This is a genomic window from Kosakonia oryzae, assembly GCF_001658025.2.
In the GTDB taxonomy this organism is placed as follows: Bacteria; Pseudomonadota; Gammaproteobacteria; order Enterobacterales; family Enterobacteriaceae; genus Kosakonia; species Kosakonia oryzae.
The window spans coordinates 1,788,483-1,806,817 of the sequence record NZ_CP014007.2; the positions used below are offsets into that span (position 1 = coordinate 1,788,483).

19 protein-coding genes are annotated in these 18,335 nt (G+C 53.2%); 12 read left to right on the forward strand and 7 right to left on the reverse strand.

Going from position 1 to position 18,335, the window contains the following annotated elements; all coding sequences use genetic code 11:
• Positions 1-5: 5 nt before the first annotated feature.
• The 4 genes from mglA (at position 6) to AWR26_RS08585 (ending at position 3,583) form a co-directional block, all read left to right on the forward strand.
• Positions 6-1,526 carry a galactose/methyl galactoside ABC transporter ATP-binding protein MglA gene (gene mglA / locus AWR26_RS08570; protein WP_064564978.1) on the forward strand — a complete coding sequence of 507 codons (1,521 nt, stop codon included), beginning with the start codon at positions 6-8 and terminating at the stop codon, positions 1,524-1,526.
• A gap of 15 nt (positions 1,527-1,541) precedes the next feature.
• Positions 1,542-2,552, forward strand: a complete 1,011-nt coding sequence (mglC, locus tag AWR26_RS08575; protein ID WP_043952968.1) for a galactose/methyl galactoside ABC transporter permease MglC — start codon at positions 1,542-1,544, stop codon at positions 2,550-2,552.
• Positions 2,553-2,741: 189 nt separating this feature from the next.
• Entirely contained in the window at positions 2,742-2,969 is a 228-nt protein-coding gene (locus AWR26_RS08580) for a phage domain protein (protein WP_043952969.1), read from the forward strand.
• A gap of 197 nt (positions 2,970-3,166) precedes the next feature.
• On the forward strand, positions 3,167-3,583 hold the full coding sequence (locus AWR26_RS08585) for a hypothetical protein (protein WP_064564980.1): 417 nt from the start codon (positions 3,167-3,169) through the stop codon (positions 3,581-3,583).
• Between the two features lie 6 nt (positions 3,584-3,589).
• Here the strand turns inward: AWR26_RS08585 and sanA are convergent, their stop codons facing one another.
• The 4 genes from sanA to AWR26_RS08605 form a co-directional block, all read right to left on the reverse strand.
• Positions 3,590-4,309: an outer membrane permeability protein SanA gene (sanA, locus tag AWR26_RS08590; protein WP_043952971.1), complete on the reverse strand. Its 720-nt coding sequence runs from the start codon at positions 4,307-4,309 to the stop codon at positions 3,590-3,592.
• A 125-nt stretch (positions 4,310-4,434) separates the two neighbouring features.
• Positions 4,435-5,319 carry a cytidine deaminase gene (cdd, locus tag AWR26_RS08595; protein ID WP_064564982.1) on the reverse strand — a complete coding sequence of 295 codons (885 nt, stop codon included), beginning with the start codon at positions 5,317-5,319 and terminating at the stop codon, positions 4,435-4,437.
• A 130-nt stretch (positions 5,320-5,449) separates the two neighbouring features.
• Positions 5,450-6,145: a CidB/LrgB family autolysis modulator gene (locus tag AWR26_RS08600; protein WP_007371181.1), complete on the reverse strand. Its 696-nt coding sequence runs from the start codon at positions 6,143-6,145 to the stop codon at positions 5,450-5,452.
• A complete protein-coding gene (locus AWR26_RS08605) occupies positions 6,142-6,540 on the reverse strand; it encodes a CidA/LrgA family protein (protein WP_064564983.1) in 399 nt (132 codons plus the stop codon). The genes AWR26_RS08600 and AWR26_RS08605 overlap by 4 nt, the downstream gene beginning before the upstream one ends.
• A 230-nt stretch (positions 6,541-6,770) precedes the next feature.
• Between AWR26_RS08605 and dusC the strand changes: the two genes are divergently transcribed.
• The 6 genes from dusC to AWR26_RS08635 all read left to right on the forward strand — a co-directional run bounded on the left by dusC (position 6,771) and on the right by AWR26_RS08635 (position 14,611).
• Positions 6,771-7,718, forward strand: coding sequence for a tRNA dihydrouridine(16) synthase DusC (dusC, locus tag AWR26_RS08610; RefSeq protein ID WP_064564984.1), 948 nt, complete (start codon positions 6,771-6,773; stop codon positions 7,716-7,718).
• A 321-nt stretch (positions 7,719-8,039) separates the two neighbouring features.
• Positions 8,040-9,341, forward strand: coding sequence for an OprD family outer membrane porin (locus AWR26_RS08615; RefSeq protein ID WP_064564986.1), 1,302 nt, complete (start codon positions 8,040-8,042; stop codon positions 9,339-9,341).
• Between the two features lie 14 nt (positions 9,342-9,355).
• A complete protein-coding gene (gene surE / locus AWR26_RS08620) occupies positions 9,356-10,228 on the forward strand; it encodes a 5'/3'-nucleotidase SurE (protein ID WP_064564988.1) in 873 nt (290 codons plus the stop codon).
• A gap of 158 nt (positions 10,229-10,386) precedes the next feature.
• Positions 10,387-11,220, forward strand: coding sequence for a transcriptional antiterminator BglG (gene bglG, locus AWR26_RS08625; protein ID WP_064564989.1), 834 nt, complete (start codon positions 10,387-10,389; stop codon positions 11,218-11,220).
• Positions 11,221-11,347: 127 nt separating this feature from the next.
• The gene (bglF, locus tag AWR26_RS08630; RefSeq protein WP_064564991.1) at positions 11,348-13,204 is read left to right on the forward strand and encodes a PTS beta-glucoside transporter subunit IIABC; all 1,857 of its coding nucleotides are present in this window, start codon (positions 11,348-11,350) and stop codon (positions 13,202-13,204) included.
• Positions 13,205-13,219: 15 nt separating this feature from the next.
• On the forward strand, positions 13,220-14,611 hold the full coding sequence (locus tag AWR26_RS08635) for a glycoside hydrolase family 1 protein (RefSeq protein WP_064564993.1): 1,392 nt from the start codon (positions 13,220-13,222) through the stop codon (positions 14,609-14,611).
• Between the two features lie 30 nt (positions 14,612-14,641).
• Here AWR26_RS08635 and AWR26_RS08640 read toward each other — a convergent pair whose 3' ends face one another.
• Positions 14,642-15,556: a LysR family transcriptional regulator gene (locus AWR26_RS08640; protein ID WP_064564994.1), complete on the reverse strand. Its 915-nt coding sequence runs from the start codon at positions 15,554-15,556 to the stop codon at positions 14,642-14,644.
• Between the two features lie 74 nt (positions 15,557-15,630).
• On the opposite strand from AWR26_RS08640, the gene AWR26_RS08645 reads away from it, so the two are divergent.
• On the forward strand, positions 15,631-16,587 hold the full coding sequence (locus AWR26_RS08645; protein WP_064564995.1) for an MBL fold metallo-hydrolase: 957 nt from the start codon (positions 15,631-15,633) through the stop codon (positions 16,585-16,587).
• Between the two features lie 58 nt (positions 16,588-16,645).
• Here the strand turns inward: AWR26_RS08645 and yohP are convergent, their stop codons facing one another.
• Positions 16,646-16,729 carry a small membrane protein YohP gene (yohP, locus tag AWR26_RS25945; RefSeq protein WP_015572324.1) on the reverse strand — a complete coding sequence of 28 codons (84 nt, stop codon included), beginning with the start codon at positions 16,727-16,729 and terminating at the stop codon, positions 16,646-16,648.
• 106 nt (positions 16,730-16,835) lie between these two features.
• Between yohP and AWR26_RS08650 the strand changes: the two genes are divergently transcribed.
• Entirely contained in the window at positions 16,836-17,606 is a 771-nt protein-coding gene (locus AWR26_RS08650; protein ID WP_064564997.1) for an SDR family oxidoreductase, read from the forward strand.
• On the opposite strand, the gene AWR26_RS08655 is transcribed toward AWR26_RS08650, so the two are convergent.
• Entirely contained in the window at positions 17,603-18,187 is a 585-nt protein-coding gene (locus AWR26_RS08655) for a DedA family protein (RefSeq protein ID WP_064564999.1), read from the reverse strand. The genes AWR26_RS08650 and AWR26_RS08655 overlap by 4 nt on opposite strands.
• Positions 18,188-18,335 lie beyond the last annotated feature (148 nt).

The following is an 18,335-nucleotide window of genomic DNA, read 5'->3' on the forward strand; positions in this document are numbered from 1 at the left end:
TAATTATGGTCAGCAATAATACTCAGTCGTCAGGTGAATTCTTGTTGGAAATGAGCAATATCAACAAGTCTTTTCCAGGCGTAAAGGCACTCGATAATGTCAATTTAAAAGTCCGTCCACATTCCATTCACGCATTAATGGGAGAAAACGGTGCAGGTAAATCAACATTATTAAAATGCCTTTTTGGGATCTATCAAAAAGATTCCGGCAGCATTCTTTTTCAGGGACAAGAGATCGATTTCCATTCCGCAAAAGAAGCGCTGGAAAATGGTATTTCGATGGTTCACCAGGAACTTAACCTGGTGCTGCAACGTTCCGTGATGGACAATATGTGGCTGGGTCGCTACCCGACCAAAGGTATGTTTGTCGATCAGGAAAAAATGTATCGCGATACCAAAGCTATTTTTGATGAGCTGGATATTGATATTGATCCACGGGCGCGTGTGGGAACATTGTCTGTTTCACAAATGCAGATGATTGAAATTGCGAAAGCGTTCTCCTATAACGCCAAAATCGTTATTATGGATGAGCCAACTTCGTCTCTAACTGAAAAAGAAGTTAATCATCTGTTTAAAATTATCCGCAAGCTGAAAGAACGCGGCTGCGGTATTGTTTATATCTCCCATAAAATGGAAGAGATATTTCAGTTGTGTGATGAAATAACCGTCCTGCGTGATGGCCAGTGGATTGCCACTCAGCCGCTGGAAGGGCTGGATATGGATAAGATCATCGCTATGATGGTCGGACGTTCGCTGAACCAGCGCTTCCCGGATAAACATAACACACCAGGGGAAACCATCCTTGAAGTGCGTAATCTGACCTCGTTGCGCCAGCCCTCCATTCGCGATATTAGCTTTGATCTGCGCAAAGGGGAAATTCTCGGCATTGCCGGGCTGGTAGGGGCGAAACGCACCGACATCGTTGAAACCTTATTCGGCATTCGTGAGAAATCTTCCGGGACCATTAAGCTGCATGGCAAACTGATTAATAATCACAATGCCAATGAAGCGATTAATAATGGCTTCGCACTGGTGACCGAAGAGCGCCGTTCTACCGGTATTTATGCGTACCTTGATATCGGTTTTAACTCATTGATTTCTAATATTCAAAACTATAAAAACAAAGTTGGCTTACTGGATAATAGCCGCATGAAGAGTGATACTCAGTGGGTTATCGACTCGATGCGTGTGAAAACGCCAGGACACCGCACACAAATTGGTTCGTTATCCGGTGGTAACCAGCAGAAGGTTATTATTGGCCGCTGGTTATTAACTCAGCCGGAAATTTTAATGCTCGATGAGCCGACCCGCGGTATTGATGTTGGTGCGAAATTTGAAATCTACCAATTGATTGCCGAACTGGCCAAGAAAAATAAGGGGATTATTATTATTTCCTCTGAAATGCCTGAGTTGTTAGGCATCACTGACCGTATTCTGGTAATGAGCAATGGCCTCGTCTCCGGGATTGTTGATACTAAAACGACAACGCAAAACGAAATTCTCCGTCTTGCGTCTTTGCACCTTTAAGATCAGGGGCTCCTCATGAGTGCGTTAAATAAGAAAACTTTTCTCACTTATCTGAAAGACGGCGGTATTTACGTTGTTCTTTTAGTGTTACTGGCCATTATCATTTTTCAGGATCCCACTTTCTTAAGTCTGCTGAACTTAAGTAATATTCTGACTCAATCTTCAGTGCGTATTATTATTGCGCTGGGTGTGGCGGGATTAATCGTTACTCAGGGGACTGACCTTTCCGCAGGGCGCCAGGTCGGGCTTGCTGCGGTGGTGGCGGCAACCTTGTTGCAGTCGATGGAAAACGCCAACAAAGTCTTCCCGGATATGGCAACCATGCCGATTCCAGTGGTGATTCTGATTGTCTGCGCAATCGGCGCGGTGATTGGTCTGGTGAACGGTATCGTGATTGCGTACCTCAACGTGACGCCGTTTATTACCACGCTCGGTACGATGATCATCGTTTACGGTATCAACTCCCTGTACTACGACTTCGTTGGCGCGTCGCCCATTTCTGGCTTCGACAGCGGCTTCTCGACCTTTACGCAGGGCTTTATCGCGTTGGGCAGTTTCCGTTTGTCGTACATCACCTTCTATGCGCTGATTGCCGTCGCCTTCGTCTGGGTGCTATGGAATAAAACCCGCTTCGGCAAAAATATTTTCGCCATCGGCGGTAACCCGGAAGCGGCGAAAGTCTCTGGTGTTAACGTTGCGCTGAACCTGCTGATGATTTATGCCCTTTCCGGTGTGTTCTACGCGTTCGGTGGGATGCTGGAAGCGGGTCGCATCGGTTCCGCGACCAACAACCTTGGCTTCATGTATGAGCTGGATGCTATCGCCGCGTGCGTGGTGGGCGGCGTCTCCTTTAGTGGCGGCGTGGGTACAGTTATCGGTGTTGTAACGGGTGTTATTATTTTCACCGTAATCAACTATGGCCTGACCTATATTGGTATCAACCCGTACTGGCAGTATATTATCAAGGGCGGAATTATCATTTTCGCCGTGGCACTGGACTCATTAAAATACGCACGTAAGAAATAATTCAGATATGCTTATCAAGCCCGCTTCCCGTAGCGGGCTTTTTTTTTGCTTTTTTTCACTGTGTTATAGATTTTTCTCACTGACAATAGCGTCTGATGACCACAAAAAAACTTCATGACAACTGACTTGTTAAAATTTTCATTTCAATGCTACGCTGAATTAAGGCACAGCGTTTATAAGGAGATTGAGATGAGCAACGCAGGTGTATTTCCCGCATTCCCCGTCACCGGCTGGCAGGTTGGGGCAGTAGATAACGCGCACGGCGTGGTGATGAAGTTTGGCTACAGCACATCGCCAGCCGGGCCGGGCGCATCGGTGTTTGATTCGCAGTTCTTTGATTTATCCCCCGACCAGGTCAGAAGTCTGATTTACGACCTGGAACGTTGTTTACATCAGTGCGAGGACAAAGTGGCCTGATAGTGTTATTCAACTGCCATCTGCGGTGTATTATCAAATATATCATCGTGATGGCAGCTCATTATTTCCAAAATTACACAACTGCTTTTTCCCCTCCGGATAATAATTAAGTCAATTCTGAATGCCTTCATCCGTCTGGCTATTTACGCTTAAAGGAATGAATCTGTGAAAGTTGTATACGCAGCTCAGGGGTGCTTATGAATTTTGTGTATTTTAAAGTTGATAGTTTGCCGTACGAAAAAAATCACCAGGTCAATTTCTATTTAAAAGGCGTGGAGTTATTGCGCGATGGCGATATTATCGCCAGCCCTGGTGATATTAAAATTACCGCGTTACCGTTCTTCTATTTTTGTATTGTGCCAACGGGTTTTCGCAAAATAGAATTCCGTTTAAAAAATCATCCACCGGCGCGAATTGTATGCAGTGTGGGTTATCTGAAGACCGGTGAATATCTGGTGAATACGCCGGACGGAGAGGTGACTTTACCGTTCAATGCGCTGAACGGATTATGGACGCTGGATCGCACCACGATTGACCACCGCGATTTTATCGCGCGTCGTTTTACACTGATTCGTCCGGTGAAAAATACGACCCGCAACACATCAGTGAATTAAACGCGCTCAGTTTTTCGCTTTCTTCTGCAATTCCATCAACTGTCCGACGGTGACAGCCGGATAGCCCTGCGCATCGTCAGGAACTTCCTGCATTGATGGAATTGGCACCAGCGGGCCGAGGAAGCGCGGTTCGCGTTTGAAGAGATAGAGATCGGCGATAGTGCCCAGCCGGGCGCCAAATTCGCGCACCCGCACGCTCCACATATCTTTGGGTGAAGGCACGGCATAACACTGCGCCTGAATCCCCATATGCTGAGCGATAAACAGCGCGCGTTCACAGTGGAAGCGCTGCGTAATAATGATGAAATCGTTGGTGTCGAAAACCTTACGCGTGCGGACAATGGAGTCCAGCGTGCGGAAACCGGCATAGTCCAGCACGATATCTGCTGGATCGACGCCTGCTGCAATCAAATCTTTACGCATGGTGACCGGTTCGTTGTAGCTTTGCAGCGCATTATCGCCGCTCAGCAGCAGATAATTAACCTTGCCGCTGTTGTAGGCGTTCAGCGCGCCCTGAATCCGGTAGCGGTAATACTGATTGATGACGCCGGTGCGGTAATATTTTGCCGTTCCGAGCACTACGCCAACCTGACGCCAGGGAAGATCCTGCAAATCGTCATAAATATAGGGGGCGGTTTTCCAGCTCATCCAGCGATCGAGGCCAAGCGCAGTTAACAGCAGTAAGCCGATCAGGACTAACAGGCTGTAGAAAAAACGCTTTAGCATGCAGCAGACTCAGTACAGGAGTGAAATTTAACTCAGGCTACTTTACCCGTCTGGCAAGCGCAAGAAACAGACGCTCAACTGCGGGCTTTTTCATCACTGCGGGTTTTGCCCGCAGTGCGAGGCGATCAGGCGAGTTGCAGGTGTTGTATCTGATGACAACCGATGGTGCGCAGCGTGGCGGCGGTGGCATCCCACTGGGTGAGCGGCGCGTCAGCACGTTCCGCCAGCACCGCCCGTTCGATATCGGCGTAATCATAGCCGTTAAGGCTCAGCAGGTTCAGCGCGCTCTGCAGCGGCGGCAGTGACGGGTTGAAGGCGGCATTTTCGGCATAACGACCACTGAAAATCTGCCCGCCACGACACAAAATGGCCACGCCGGCGGGGGAGTGGGTATACGGCGCATGGCTCTGGTTCGCTGCGTTAATTGCCGCCTGCGCCAGTTCATCGCCGTCCGGCAGGAAACCGTGATCGGCGTTATCCATCAGTAGCGTTTTGATCTCCAGATCTTTCGGACCAAACGCATCCGGCAGGTAATGGCCCAGCGTATGCGGCGCGCGACCCGGCAGATGAATATGCAGATCCAGACCGCTGTTGAGCTCATTCATAAACTGACGACAGTGGCCGCACGGCGTGTAGTTCACCGTCACGGCGGAGAGGGATTTTTCACCGCGCAGCCAGGCATGGCTGATGGCACTTTGCTCGGCGTGCACGGATTGTTGCAGGGTGCTGCCGGCAAACTCCATATTCGCGCCGAAATACCACGTACCACTGATACCGCGCGCGATGGCACCAACATTGAAATGAGAAAGATCGGTTCGGGCGCATGCTGCGGCCAGCGGCAGCAGCGCAAACGCCAGCGCGTCTTCATCCAGACCGCTGGCACGTTGCAATGTTGCCACCTGCTCTGCGCTCAACATCGCGGGGAAGTGTGCATCCGCCAGCAGCGGCGCCAGAGCGGTTTGCAGGTTCTCCGTAAGCCCGGAAAAAGCAGTGTGAAAACGTGGATGCATAGCAGTGCCTCATAGCAGTGTATTGGAATCGTAGTTTACGGGGCGGAATCACCCATATGTGTGATTAAAATCACACTGCCATTGCAACTTATGTAACCACAAACAATAAATGCGCGAAGTATCGCAAATTTTAACCGACGACAGCCAGGATGATGGGGAACAAAAATGGCGCTACCAGGGAGGTAATGATCCCGCAAATAACCAGCGCCAGCGAGCTGAACGCCCCTTCCTGGTAATCCAGCTCTGCGCAGCGCGCGGTGCCCAGCGCATGTGACGCGGTTCCCATCGCCAGACCACGGGCGGATTTGGTATGAATATGCATTGCATTCAGCAGGGTATGGCCGAATACCGCGCCCAGCACGCCGACAAAAATCACGCAAACGGCGCTGATTGCCGGAATACCGCCAATGCTGCCGCCTACGGCCATCGCAATAGGCGTGGTGACCGATTTCGGTAATACCGATGCGGCGATTTGCGGTGTCGCACCCATCAATAAAGCAATGACGGCGCCGCTGGTCATTGCGACCACGCTGCCAACAAAACAGATGGTAATGATCGATTTCCAGCGTGCGCGGATCTGGTGTAGCTGTTCATAGAGCGGAAAGGCCAGTGCGACTACCGCCGGTTGCAGCAGATCGTTCAGAACCTTGCTGCCCTGAAAATAGTGATCGTAGGGAATGCCGGTGATTAAGAGAATGGGGATAATCACTATCATTGCCACCAGCAGTGGATTCAGCAGCGGCATTTTGAAACGTGCGGCCAGCTTACGCGCGGCAAAAAAGACCACCAGCGTCAGGGGCAACGACCACCAGATATACGTCATCATTCTTTGCTACCTTTTTGTCCTGCTATTTTGCGTTCGCCGTGTACCAGATGCGTACTCCAGCTCACCACCAAAAAGACAATCACCGTGCTGACAGCACAGGAAACAATAATCGGCCCGAACTGCGCCCGCAGCAGGTCGTAATACTGCATCACCCCCACGCCAATCGGGACGAACAGCAGCGCCATATAGCGGATTAGCAGGAAGCAGCCGGGATTGACCCACTTCGCCGGAAGGATTTGCAGTGCCAGCAGCACAAACATAATCAGCATGCCAATAATGCTGCCAGGAATCGTGATTGGCAGCAGCGAAGAGAGCCAGATACCTGCATAAAGACAGGCATAGATAAGCACGAAAGCACGAAGATATTGCCAGATAATATTCAATGATTTACTCATGGTGAAAGCCCTTGCCGAAACGCATTCATCATACAATTAAAGCTTAAAACGTGCTACTGATCACATCATGAATTGTGAGCATACCAAACATTCCATTTGTGAACGTCAGGCATTCTTACAAGATTTATTGCGCGAACCTCGCTCAGTGTAGTTTTCCCGCGTAATAAAGGCACTTTCCTCGCTGCAACGGAGGCGCTACTATGTCGCCTCATTTTTTCCCGGGGTGGTCTATGCGTGTATTACTGGCGCCGATGGAAGGTGTGCTCGATTCGCTGGTGCGCGAGCTGCTGACCGAGGTTAACGATTACGATCTGTGCATTACCGAGTTTTTGCGCGTGGTCGATCAACTGCTGCCGGTAAAATCATTCCATAAAATCTGCCCGGAATTGCAGCGGCAAAGCCGTACCCCTTCCGGCACGCTGGTACGTGTTCAACTGCTGGGGCAATATCCGCAATGGCTGGCGGAAAATGCCGCACGGGCGGTGGAACTCGGTTCGTGGGGCGTCGATCTGAATTGCGGCTGTCCATCCAAACTGGTCAATGGCAGCGGCGGCGGCGCAACGTTACTGAAAGATCCTGAGCTGATTTATCGCGGCGCAAAAGCGATGCGCGAGGCAGTACCGTCGCATTTACCCGTGACTGTTAAAGTGCGTCTCGGCTGGGACAGCTCCGCCCGTCAGTTTGAGATTGCCGATGCGGTACAGCAGGCGGGCGCGACGGAACTGGCGGTACACGGGCGCACCAAAGAAGACGGTTATAAAGCAGAGTGTATTAACTGGCAGGCCATTGGCGAGATCCGGCAGCGGTTGTCGATCCCGGTGATTGCCAACGGCGAGATCTGGGACTGGCAAAGCGCCCAGGCGTGTATGACAGCTACTGGTTGCGATGCGGTGATGATCGGTCGCGGCGCGCTGAATGTGCCAAACCTGAGCCGGGTGGTGAAATACAATGAACCACGCATGCCGTGGCCTGATGTGGTGGCGCTGCTGGCGAAATATTCGCGGCTGGAAAAGCAGGGCGATACCGGTTTGTATCACGTGGCGCGTATTAAACAGTGGCTGGGTTATTTGCGTAAAGAATATAACGAAGCCAGTAATTTATTTGCTGAAATTCGTACTTATAAAACATCGGAAGAGATAGCCGCGGCAATTTTGCGTGTTAAGCTGAATCCAGAATAATGTAATAATTACGCCAGCACTCGATGGCTGCGTTAGCTGAATCACGTTTTTTATTTATTGATAAAATAGCCGCTGGATTATTTAAAACCAGAGTGTTATTTCTGTTCGCACAACGTCAGGATTGTTACTGTTATACAGGCAAAACCTAAATTCACAGGGTTCGCTATAGCGAATTCCGGATTTAGGTTTTTTTGTTTTTATCTGGCGTGTTAATGGAACGACTAAGTTACTCTTTTAAATTAATCTATTCATTTGTCACCGATATCGACACCGGTTCGATAGCTATTCAGTGGTCAATAATATAATAATGGAATACATATTATGGCACTTTTAAAATTATCACTCCCTCTGGTTTTTATTTCCGCTTACGCCGCGCCCGTTAGCGCGACGCCTTTTCTTGCCGATAGCCAACTCGATCTCACGCTAAAAAACGTCTGGATGTTTAACACCGGCGATCAACTGGCGTTGCTCGGCGTGGGCGATCAGAGTGCCTGGGCGCAGGCGGCGCATCTGGATTATCAAAGCGGCTGGTATAGCGATCTGTTGGGCATTGACGCCTCCTGGTACAGCGTGGCGAAACTCTCGGCGAATGCCTCATTCGCCGGGCGCGACCTGCTGCGCGACAATCACGGCCATGCGGAAGGTTTCAATAAAGTCGGGCAGCTCTACGCAAAGCTTAAGTGGGGAGATGAAGCGGCGTACGCGCGGCTATATGCGGGCTGGCGGCAGCTTTATAAATTTGGCGCACTGAACGTGACGCGCAGCCGCGCGGCGCCAAGTAGTTGGCAGGGTATCAGTATAGAAAGCGGCTGGGGCGCGATTTCGGCGCGCGGCGCCTGGGTGACGCGTTTTTCGGAACGCGATGAGCCGGAAAAGCGCCGTTTTTACACCCTCGCCAGTAATAAGCCGATCGATCATATTGCGACAGGAGAAATCATCTGGAGCCCGTCGAAAAATACGCGAATAAGCTGGATGTCGGGCGAAAGTGATAATTACCTTTTACGCCATGGCGTAGAAGCACAATTTTCTATACCGGTTGCTGAACGGCAAAATCTCTTATTACGCGGCGCCTGGTATTACAATCGCGGGCTTGATAATTGGGAAGGTGCACGAGGTTTTAGCCATAGCGCCCGGCATCTTTTTACGCTGGTGGGTTATCAATATCATAATCTGGAATCAGGTATCGGCTGGTCAAAAACCAAAGCGTCTTTGAATAATGGCTTAGGGAGTTTTTACTGGCATCTGGGGAAAAATACCCGGGGCGCATTTAATAGTCCGGCAGACGGTGAAGGAAATGATTATGTCAATGATGGCGAACAAATGCTTTATCTCTACGGTAAATATGCCTTCTCGCCGGAATTTACCGTCGGCCTGTACGGTAATTACGGTTACAACATCAATTATCAAAATACCGCATTAACTGAATGGGAGTACGGCGGATATTTCGCCTGGACACCGAAACGCTTCGCAGGCTTTTCGCTGTTTGCCGGAATAGGTCCCAGCTACGGCTGGAAACTGAACAATGGAAAACCGTGGCTCACCGAAGATAAACGTACTTTTCATCGTGCGAAAGGCATCGGCGGCGCGGTTTCCTTGGAATACAAATTTGGTCTGCTTAATTAAAAAGGAGTTTAGTCATGAAAAAAGCAGTGATGGCGTTGTTGGTAACGGCACTGGCAGCGCCCGGTGTTCAGGCGGCGGAACGCGCCATGCGTATTTTGCTGGTCAATGATGATGGTTGTGATTCTGTGGGTACGCTTTCGCTACAGCAGAAGCTGGCGGAGAAAGGGTATGACGTCTGGATGGTGGCGCCGGCGAAGAATCAGAGTGGTATCGGTTCGGCGATCACCTTCAAACCGAACAAAATCTTCGACGTTAAAAAGGTGGCGGAGAAGCGTTACTGCTTCCCCGGAACCCCGGCGGATGCCGTGGATTTTGGCCTGCTCGGCGTGCTGAAGCATAACCCGCCGGATCTGGTGATTTCTGGCGTCAACGACGGGCCGAATACCGGCGTTGCGCAGCTCAATTCCGGCACCGTCGGTGCCGCGGCGCGCGCGGTACGCTATGGCTACCCGGCCATAGCCGCCAGTATTGGCTATTTATTGACGGCTGAAGAGATGAAAGCGGGCTGGCCGAGCACGCATAAATACTGGCCGGACGCCGTTGATGATGTGGTGTCGCGGGTCGATAAACTCCACGCTAAATGGCAGCCTGGCAAGCCGCTGTTGCCCGCTGGCACCGGGGTGAGCATTAACTACCCGCCGCTGGCGAAAAGTGCCGTGAAAGGTGAAAAGTACATTGGCAATGAGCGTTTTCCTCTGCCGCAACACAGCTATGTGTTGCTTGAATACGGAGGGGCAAAGCAGGTAATGAGTGAGAAAGTGCTGACGCCGAGCGAAGCGGATACGGATACCGGCTGGTTAAATCGCGGCTACATCACGTTGACGGTTTTTGATGCTGAATGGAACGCGCCGCAGTACGAATCAGCGTATCAGGCGATTTTCCGTTAACGCATCGCGCGAGCAAGATCACAATTTTAATCTCCCGACGTGTTTTTCATCGTCGGGAAACTGGTAGAGTCGGCTCCTGGATTGTTACTGCTTAGGCAGGCGAAACCTGATTGTCCGGCAACTGCCGGAGGTCAGGTTTTTTTGTTTCCGGGGCCGGAATGAAAATCGCCAAAATATTAAACAATAATGTTGTGGTAGTGCTGGATGAGCAGCAGCGCGAACAGGTTGTCATGGGCCGGGGGTTGGCGTTCCAGAAACGCCCCGGTGATGAACTGGATGAGCGCTGTATTGAGAAGGTGTTTGCTCTGCAAAGCGATGAGCTGGTGCGCCGTCTCAGCGAGCTGCTCAGCCAGATCCCGCTGGAAGTAATAACCGCCTGCGATCGCATCATCGAACTGGCCCGCAGCCAGCTCGGCAAGCTGCAGGACAGCCTCTACATTACGCTGACCGACCACTGTTATTTTGCGCTTGAGCGGCAAAAAAAGGGCGCAGTGGTGCGCAACGTATTGTTGTGGGAGATCAAGCATCTCTATCCGAAAGAGTTTGCGCTGGGCCAGCAGGCGCGGGCGATACTGGCTAAACGCCTTGATGTTGAGTTGCCGGAAGATGAAGCCGGGTTTATCGCCCTGCATCTGGTGACGGCGCAACTGAACAGCGAAATGCCGGAAGTGATGCATATCACCCAGGTGATGCAGGAAATTTTGCATATCGTGAAGTACCAGTTAACGCTGGAATACGATGAAGAGTCGCTGAGCTATCATCGCTTTGTGACGCATCTGAAATTTTTCTCGCAGCGTTTGCTGAACCGTACGGTGGTGGCGGATGACGATCTCTCTCTGCATCAGGCGGTGAAAGAGAATTATCGGCTGGCATGGCAGTGCGCGGAAAAAGTCGCTCGCCATCTGGTCAGCCGCTATCAGCGTCAGCTAACGAACGAAGAAATTATGTTCCTCGCCATTCATATTGAACGGGTGAGAAAAGAAACGCGTTAAAACAAGACGCAAAAGGATTGTTACTGCATTGCGCAGGCAAAACCTGAGACCGGCTCCGCGAGGCGCTGGCTCAGGTTTTTTTTTACTCAGTCACCGCCTTCGGGCGACAGATGCAAGGGAATTCAACATGGAATATCAAGCGTTGGCGAAAGCGATCCTCAGCCACGTCGGTGGGAAGGCGAACATCAGCAGCCTGGTACACTGTGCTACCCGGTTGCGCTTCAAACTCAAAGACATCCAGAAAGCGGACGCCGAAGGTTTAAAAACCAACCCCGGCGTGATTATGGTGGTGGAGAGCGGCGGCCAGTTTCAGGTTGTGATTGGCAACCATGTGAACGCAGTGTGGCAAGCCGTGCGCCAGGAAGCAGGATTAACGGACGAAACGCCAGCGGCGACGGCAGAAGATAAAGGCAATCTGCTGGGGCGATTGATTGATATCGTTTCCGGCATTTTTACCCCATTTATCGGCATTCTTGCCGCATCCGGGATCCTCAAAGGGCTGCTGGCGCTGGCGATTGTCTGTGGCTGGCTCACCACCGACAGCGGTACCTATAAAATCTGGTTTGCCGCCAGCGACGCGCTCTTTTTCTTCTTACCGCTGGTGCTGGGTTACACCGCCGGGAAAAAATTCGGCGGCAGTCCTTTTGTCACCATGGTGATTGGCGGCGCGCTGACGCACCCACTGATGATCTCGGCCTTCAATGCCAGCCAGGCTGCCGGTGCGGCCAGCGAATCTTTCCTCGGCATCCCGGTGACGTTCCTCAATTACAGCGGTTCCGTGATCCCGATTATTCTTGCCGCCTGGGTCAGTTGCTGGCTGGAAAAACAGGGCAATCGCTTCCTGCATGCGGCGGTGAAAAATTTCTTTGCGCCGCTGATCTGCATCGCCGTCACCGTCCCGTTAACGTTCCTGATTATTGGTCCGGTCGCAACCTGGCTGAGTCAGATGCTGGCGCATGGCTATCAGACAATCTATACGCTGGCGCCCTGGCTGGCCGGGGCGGCGCTGGGCGCGCTGTGGCAGGTCTGCGTGATTTTTGGTCTGCACTGGGGGCTGGTACCGTTGATGATCAACAACATTGCCGTCCTGGGACAGGACACTATGCTGCCGATCCTGCTGCCTGCGGTGTTTGGTCAGGTTGGCGCAACGATGGGGATCTTTCTGCGTACCCGCGATGCGCGCCAGAAGATGCTGGCGGGTTCATCCATTGCCGCCGGGATTTTCGGCATCACCGAACCGGCCGTGTACGGTTTAACGCTACCGCTGCGCCGTCCGTTTATTTTTGGTTGTGTAGCGGGAGCCATAGGCGGAGGCATTGTCGGCTTTAGCGGCAGCCATGCCTATTCCTTTGGTTTCGACAACATCTTTACGCTGGCGCAGATGATCCCGCCGGGCGGCGTTGATGCAACGCTGTGGGGCGGCATTATCGGTAGCGTCGTAGCGCTGCTCTTATCCGGCGTGCTGACTTTTTTTGCCGGATTGCCAAAAGCTTCGGTCGCCGCAGAGCCAGACGGCGCGGCAATGCCGGCGGAGAAGACGGTCCTGGCGCCAATGAGCGGTACGGTGCTGGCGCTGGATCAGGTGCCGGATGCCACGTTCGCCAGCGGTTTGCTGGGGCAGGGCGTGGCGATCATTCCGCAGGACGGGCGCGTGGTGGCCCCGTTTGCCGGAGAAGTCGCATCGCTGTTTGCCACCAAACATGCGATCGGGCTGCTCAGCGATAGCGGAGTTGAAGTGTTGATCCACGTCGGTATCGATACCGTCAAACTGGGAGACGGGCCTTTTACCGCACATGTTCAGGTGGGTGACAGAGTGAATGTGGGCGATCTGCTGCTGGAGTTCGATCGCGCCGCGATCCTTGCGGCCGGCTACGATCTCGCCACGCCAATTATTATCAGTAACAGCGACAGCACCGGTGGTGTGCGTACCGTGGCTGCAACCTCAGTACAGGCCGGAATGCCGCTGCTTGCGGTTGTCGGTTAATCAAAGGAGAAAGTGATGAAAGCATTTCCGAAATCGTTCTTGTGGGGCGGCGCGATTGCTGCGAACCAGGTTGAAGGCGCGTATCTGGAAGGCGGAAAAGGTCTTTCAACGTCGGATGTCCAGCCAAAAGGCGTGTTTGGCGAGGTGGTTGAACGCGTGGCGGGAGACAGTGCGCTGAAAGATGTCGCCATCGATTTTTACCACCGCTACCCGGAAGACATCGCGCTGTTTGCGGAGATGGGGTTTAGCTGCCTGCGCGTGTCGATTGCCTGGACGCGTATTTTCCCGAACGGTGACGAAACCACACCGAATGAAGCGGGCCTTGCCTACTACGACAAGCTATTTGATGAACTGGCAAAATACGGCATTACGCCGCTGGTCACCTTATCCCACTATGAGATGCCGTGGGGGTTGGTAAAACAGTATGGCGGCTGGGGCAGCCGGCAGACCATTGGCTTCTTTGAACGGTATGCGCGTACCGTGTTCAGCCGCTACAAAGAGAAGGTGAAATTGTGGCTGACTTTCAACGAGATCAACATGTCATTGCACGCGCCAATGACCGGTGTCGGGTTGCCGGCGAACAGCAGTAAAGAGGCGGTTTATCAGGCGATTCACCATCAACTGGTGGCAAGCGCGCTGGCCGTGAAGGCCTGCCATGAGATTATCCCGGGCGGTAAGATCGGCAATATGCTGCTGGGCGGGCTGATGTATCCGCTGACCTGCAAACCGGACGATGTGTTCGAAGCGCTGCAAGAGAATCGTAGCTGGCAGTTCTTTGGCGACGTGCAGTGCCGTGGCGCGTATCCCGGCTATATGTTGCGTTATTTCCGTGATAACGATATCCACGTTGAGATCACTGACGACGATCGCGAAGCGCTGAAATCCACCGTCGATTTTATCTCGTTCAGTTACTACATGACCGGCTGCGTGACCACCGACGACGCACTGAATCAGCAGGCGCGCGGCAATATTCTCAGCATGGTGCAAAACCCGCATCTGGCCAGCTCCGAGTGGGGCTGGCAGATCGATCCGGTTGGCCTGCGTACGCTGCTGAATATGCTGTGGGATCGCTGGCAAAAACCGCTGTTTATCGTTGAAAACGGTCTGGGCGCGAAGGATAAGGTGGAGGCCGATGGCAGCATCAACGACGACTACCGCATTACCTATCTGAATGACCATCTGGTGCAGGTGCGTGAAGCAATTGATGACGGCGTCGAAGTGATGGGTTACACAAGCTGGGGGCCGATTGACCTGGTCAGTGCCTCGAAAGCCGAGATCTCCAAGCGCTACGGTTTTATCTATGTGGATCGCGATGACAGCGGCAACGGCACGCTGGCGCGTAGCCGTAAGAAGAGCTTTTACTGGTATCGCGATGTGATTGCCAGCAACGGCGCAAGCCTGAAGTAATGCAAACGGGCCCGCTGGCGGGCCCTTTTTTTACTCCATCAGATGGCGGATAAACTCTTTCAGCCACATCACCGCCGGGTCACTGCTGTGACGCTGGTGCCACAGTAGCGCCACTTCGATCGGTTCTGCATCCAGCGGCAGCGGGCTTGCCAGCAAACCGCGCGTTCTCTGCCACTCCGTTGCCAGCCCGGCGGGTACGGTCGCCAGCGCTGGCATCGTTTCCAGCAGGCCTGGCAGGGCAGCAAAATGTGGCGTGGTGTAATGCACGCGGCGCTGGTGGCCGGTTTTTGCCAGCAGCGTATCGAAATGGCTGCTGGTCGCCTCGCGGTAGCTGACCATCAAATGGGGCTGAGCGGCAAACGTATCGACATCCAGCGGCGCGCTGAGCGTCAGTTGTTGCGGGTGCCAGAGCGTGACATATGACATGGTGGTCAGCACCTCACGTTCAAGCCAGCGCGGTCCGGCGGTGGCAACGCTGATCGCCATATCCATCTCGCCGCCTTCGAGCCGCGTCGCATCGCTGAAAGGATCGCTGGCCACCACGTTCAGACGCATACCGGGAGCCGCCTGCTGAAGCGCCGGGATCAGACGCGGCATCAGCCACATTTCTACCCAGTCGGCCATACCGAGCGTCAGCGTGACGTTCACGGTTTTCGCATCAAATGCCGCCTGCTGAAACAGCGCGCTCTGCAACTGCTCCAGCAGCGGCAGCAGCTCGCTGTGCAGCTCTTCCGCCCGGGCGGTGGGCTGCATACGATGTCCGCTGCGGATAAACAGCGGATCGTCAAACAGCGTGCGCAGACGCGACAGCACGCCGCTCACCGCAGGCTGGCCCAGATGCAGCTTATCCGCCGCAGCGGAGACGCTCTGTTCGCGAAACAGGACGGCAAAGGCGATCAGCAGGTTCAGATCGATTTTACGGAAATCATTCTCTTTGATAGTCATTATCGCTCCAATCAATTGGAGTGATAGTATCGCTGGCGGGATACTGTTGCAACGAAAACAACAGGAGAAAAGTGATGAAACATTATCCTCTGCTGATGGCGCTGGTGGGCGTAACGCTGAACTTCAGCGCTCACGCCGCGCAACCGATCAGTACGCATCAGGCGCAGGCGCCGGGATATTACCGGATGGCGATGGGCGACTGGCAAATCACCGCCGTTTCCGACGGTACGGTCGCCGTGCCATTTGACAAGTTACTCACGCATATTTCCCCCACAACGCTGCAATCGCAGATGGCAAAAGCCAACCTGGCGGTTCAGGCCGAAACGTCGATTAACGCCTTTGTCATTAATACCGGTAAGCAATTGATTCTGGTTGATACCGGTGCCGGGCCGCTGTTTGGCAATGCGGGCGGTCATCTTCCGGATAACCTGCGGGCGGCGGGCATCGATCCGGATGCGATAGATACGGTGCTGCTGACTCACATTCATGCCGATCACTCTGGCGGCGTGCAGCGCGACGGCAAGCCGGTGTTTCGCAATGCCACGGTGCGTGTCGATCAGCGTGATGTGGATTTCTGGCTCAACCCGGCGCATCTGAAAGAGGTGGAAGAGAGCCAGCGTCACACCTTTGCTGAGTCCGAACGCTCGCTGCGTCCGGTGATCGATGCCGGTAAACTCAGCACATTTCGCGCACCGACGGAAATCATCCCCGGTATTGAGGCGGTACCTGCGCCAGGACATACGCCGGGCAGCGTGATCTATCGCGTCACCCACGGCGGTAAAACGCTGATGTTATGGGGCGACATTATCCATGCGCATCCGGTGCAGCTACCGGACCCTGACGTAGCGATCCATTTTGATGTCAACCAGCAACAGGCCATTGCCACGCGCCAGAAAGTGCTGGCGCAGGTTGCCCGCGAGGGGGACTGGATAGCCGCCGCGCATATTGCGTTTCCTGGCATTGGCAAAGTGATAAAAGCCGATAAAGGCTACCGCTGGGTGCCGATAAACTACAGTGCGCAGGGGAATTAACCTGACGGATGGCGCTGCACTTCAGGTTGGCTGAAGTGCAGCCGCCAACCGCCCGGCATTAAAAAATCATCTTAAACACACCTGTCACCACCAGCAGACCAATCAGAAAGATAATCAGGATCACCCAAAGTAAAATCTTCAACATTTTTAACGTCCTTCATGCATACGGAAGTACAAAGCTTAGATAACCTGCTGCATTTTTGCCTTTTTTCTATACTTAATGGTTTGCAATCACCGGAGGGCGAACAATGTCTGTTACCCACGTTGCTGTGGTCACTGCCGCAGATTCCGGTATCGGCAAGCAATGCGCGCTGATGCTGGCAGAGCAGGGCTTTGATATTGGTATTACCTGGCATTCGGATGAGAAGGGGGCGCAAGAGACGGCGCAGCAGGTGGAGGCTTTCGGGCGCAGGGCCGAAACTGTCCAGCTTGATCTTAGCCAGTTGCCGGAAGGCGCGCAGGCGATACAAACGCTGATTTCCCGTTTCGGACGTATCGATGCGCTGGTCAATAATGCCGGCGCGATGAGCAAAGCGCCGTTCCTGGAGGTGACGTTCGAAGACTGGCGCAGCATTTTTACCGTCGATGTTGACGGCGCGTTTCTCTGTGCGCAAATTGCCGCGCGGCAAATGGTGGCGCAGGGGCAGGGAGGACGCATCATTAACATCACCTCGGTGCATGAACATACGCCGCTGCCGGAAGCGAGTGCCTATACTGCGGCGAAACATGCGCTGGGCGGATTAACGCAGTCGATGGCGCTGGAACTGGTTGAACACAACATTCTCGTCAATGCGGTTGCGCCCGGCGCGATAGCCACGCCGATGAATAACATGAGCGATGATGATGCTAAACCCGGTTCGATGCCGAATATTCCGCTGGCCCGGCCCGGTACCACCAAAGAGATAGCCAGCATGGTGGCCTGGCTCTGTTCAGAGCACGCCAGTTATACCACCGGGCAGTCGTTTATTATCGACGGCGGATTTATGCTCGCTAACCCGCAGTTCAAACCTAAAGCTTAATCGTGCTTTGTGCTGTTCTGGCGCTTCTTACGACGGCGCCGGAACCACCAGCGCAGACACACCACCAGTGCGATAGCGATGACCAGCCAAATCCAGCGTTTTACATGCTGATCGAACTGATGCAGCCACGGGCCAATCACCTCCCCGCCAACATAGCCCAGCGTGGCGAACAGTAACGCCCAAACGATCGCACCAAGAATATTCAGCGGCAGAAAGATTTTCGGACGCAGACGGCTGGTGCCGATCAGCAACGGGCCCACGATACGAAAGCCGTACATAAAGCGCGAACCAATCACAAACAGGTACGGATGGCGGCGGATCAGCGTTTGCGCCTGATGGATTTTGTCGCGGTGACGTGAGAAACGACGCAGTATTTTCATGCCGTAGCGGCGGCCGAGCAGATAGAGCAACTGGTCGCCAATCATGCCGCCCAGCGCCACGGAGATAACCACCAGCGGGAAGCGTAATAACCCCTGATGCGCTGCAACTCCGCCCAGCAGCGTAATGGTCTCACCTTCAGCAATACTGCCAATAACCAGCGCGGCGTAGCCATACTGGCTAATCAGAGAATTGATATCCATTAAAAAGAAGCCCTCCAGGTAAAACGCTTTTAAGCATACACCCGACTGAGGGTTCTTGTCGGAAGGATACGTTGTGCAGCGGCGCTATTTTTACAACTGTGCAAAAAATAATCGCAAGAGTGAATTATACTTACAGTGTCGTTGTTCG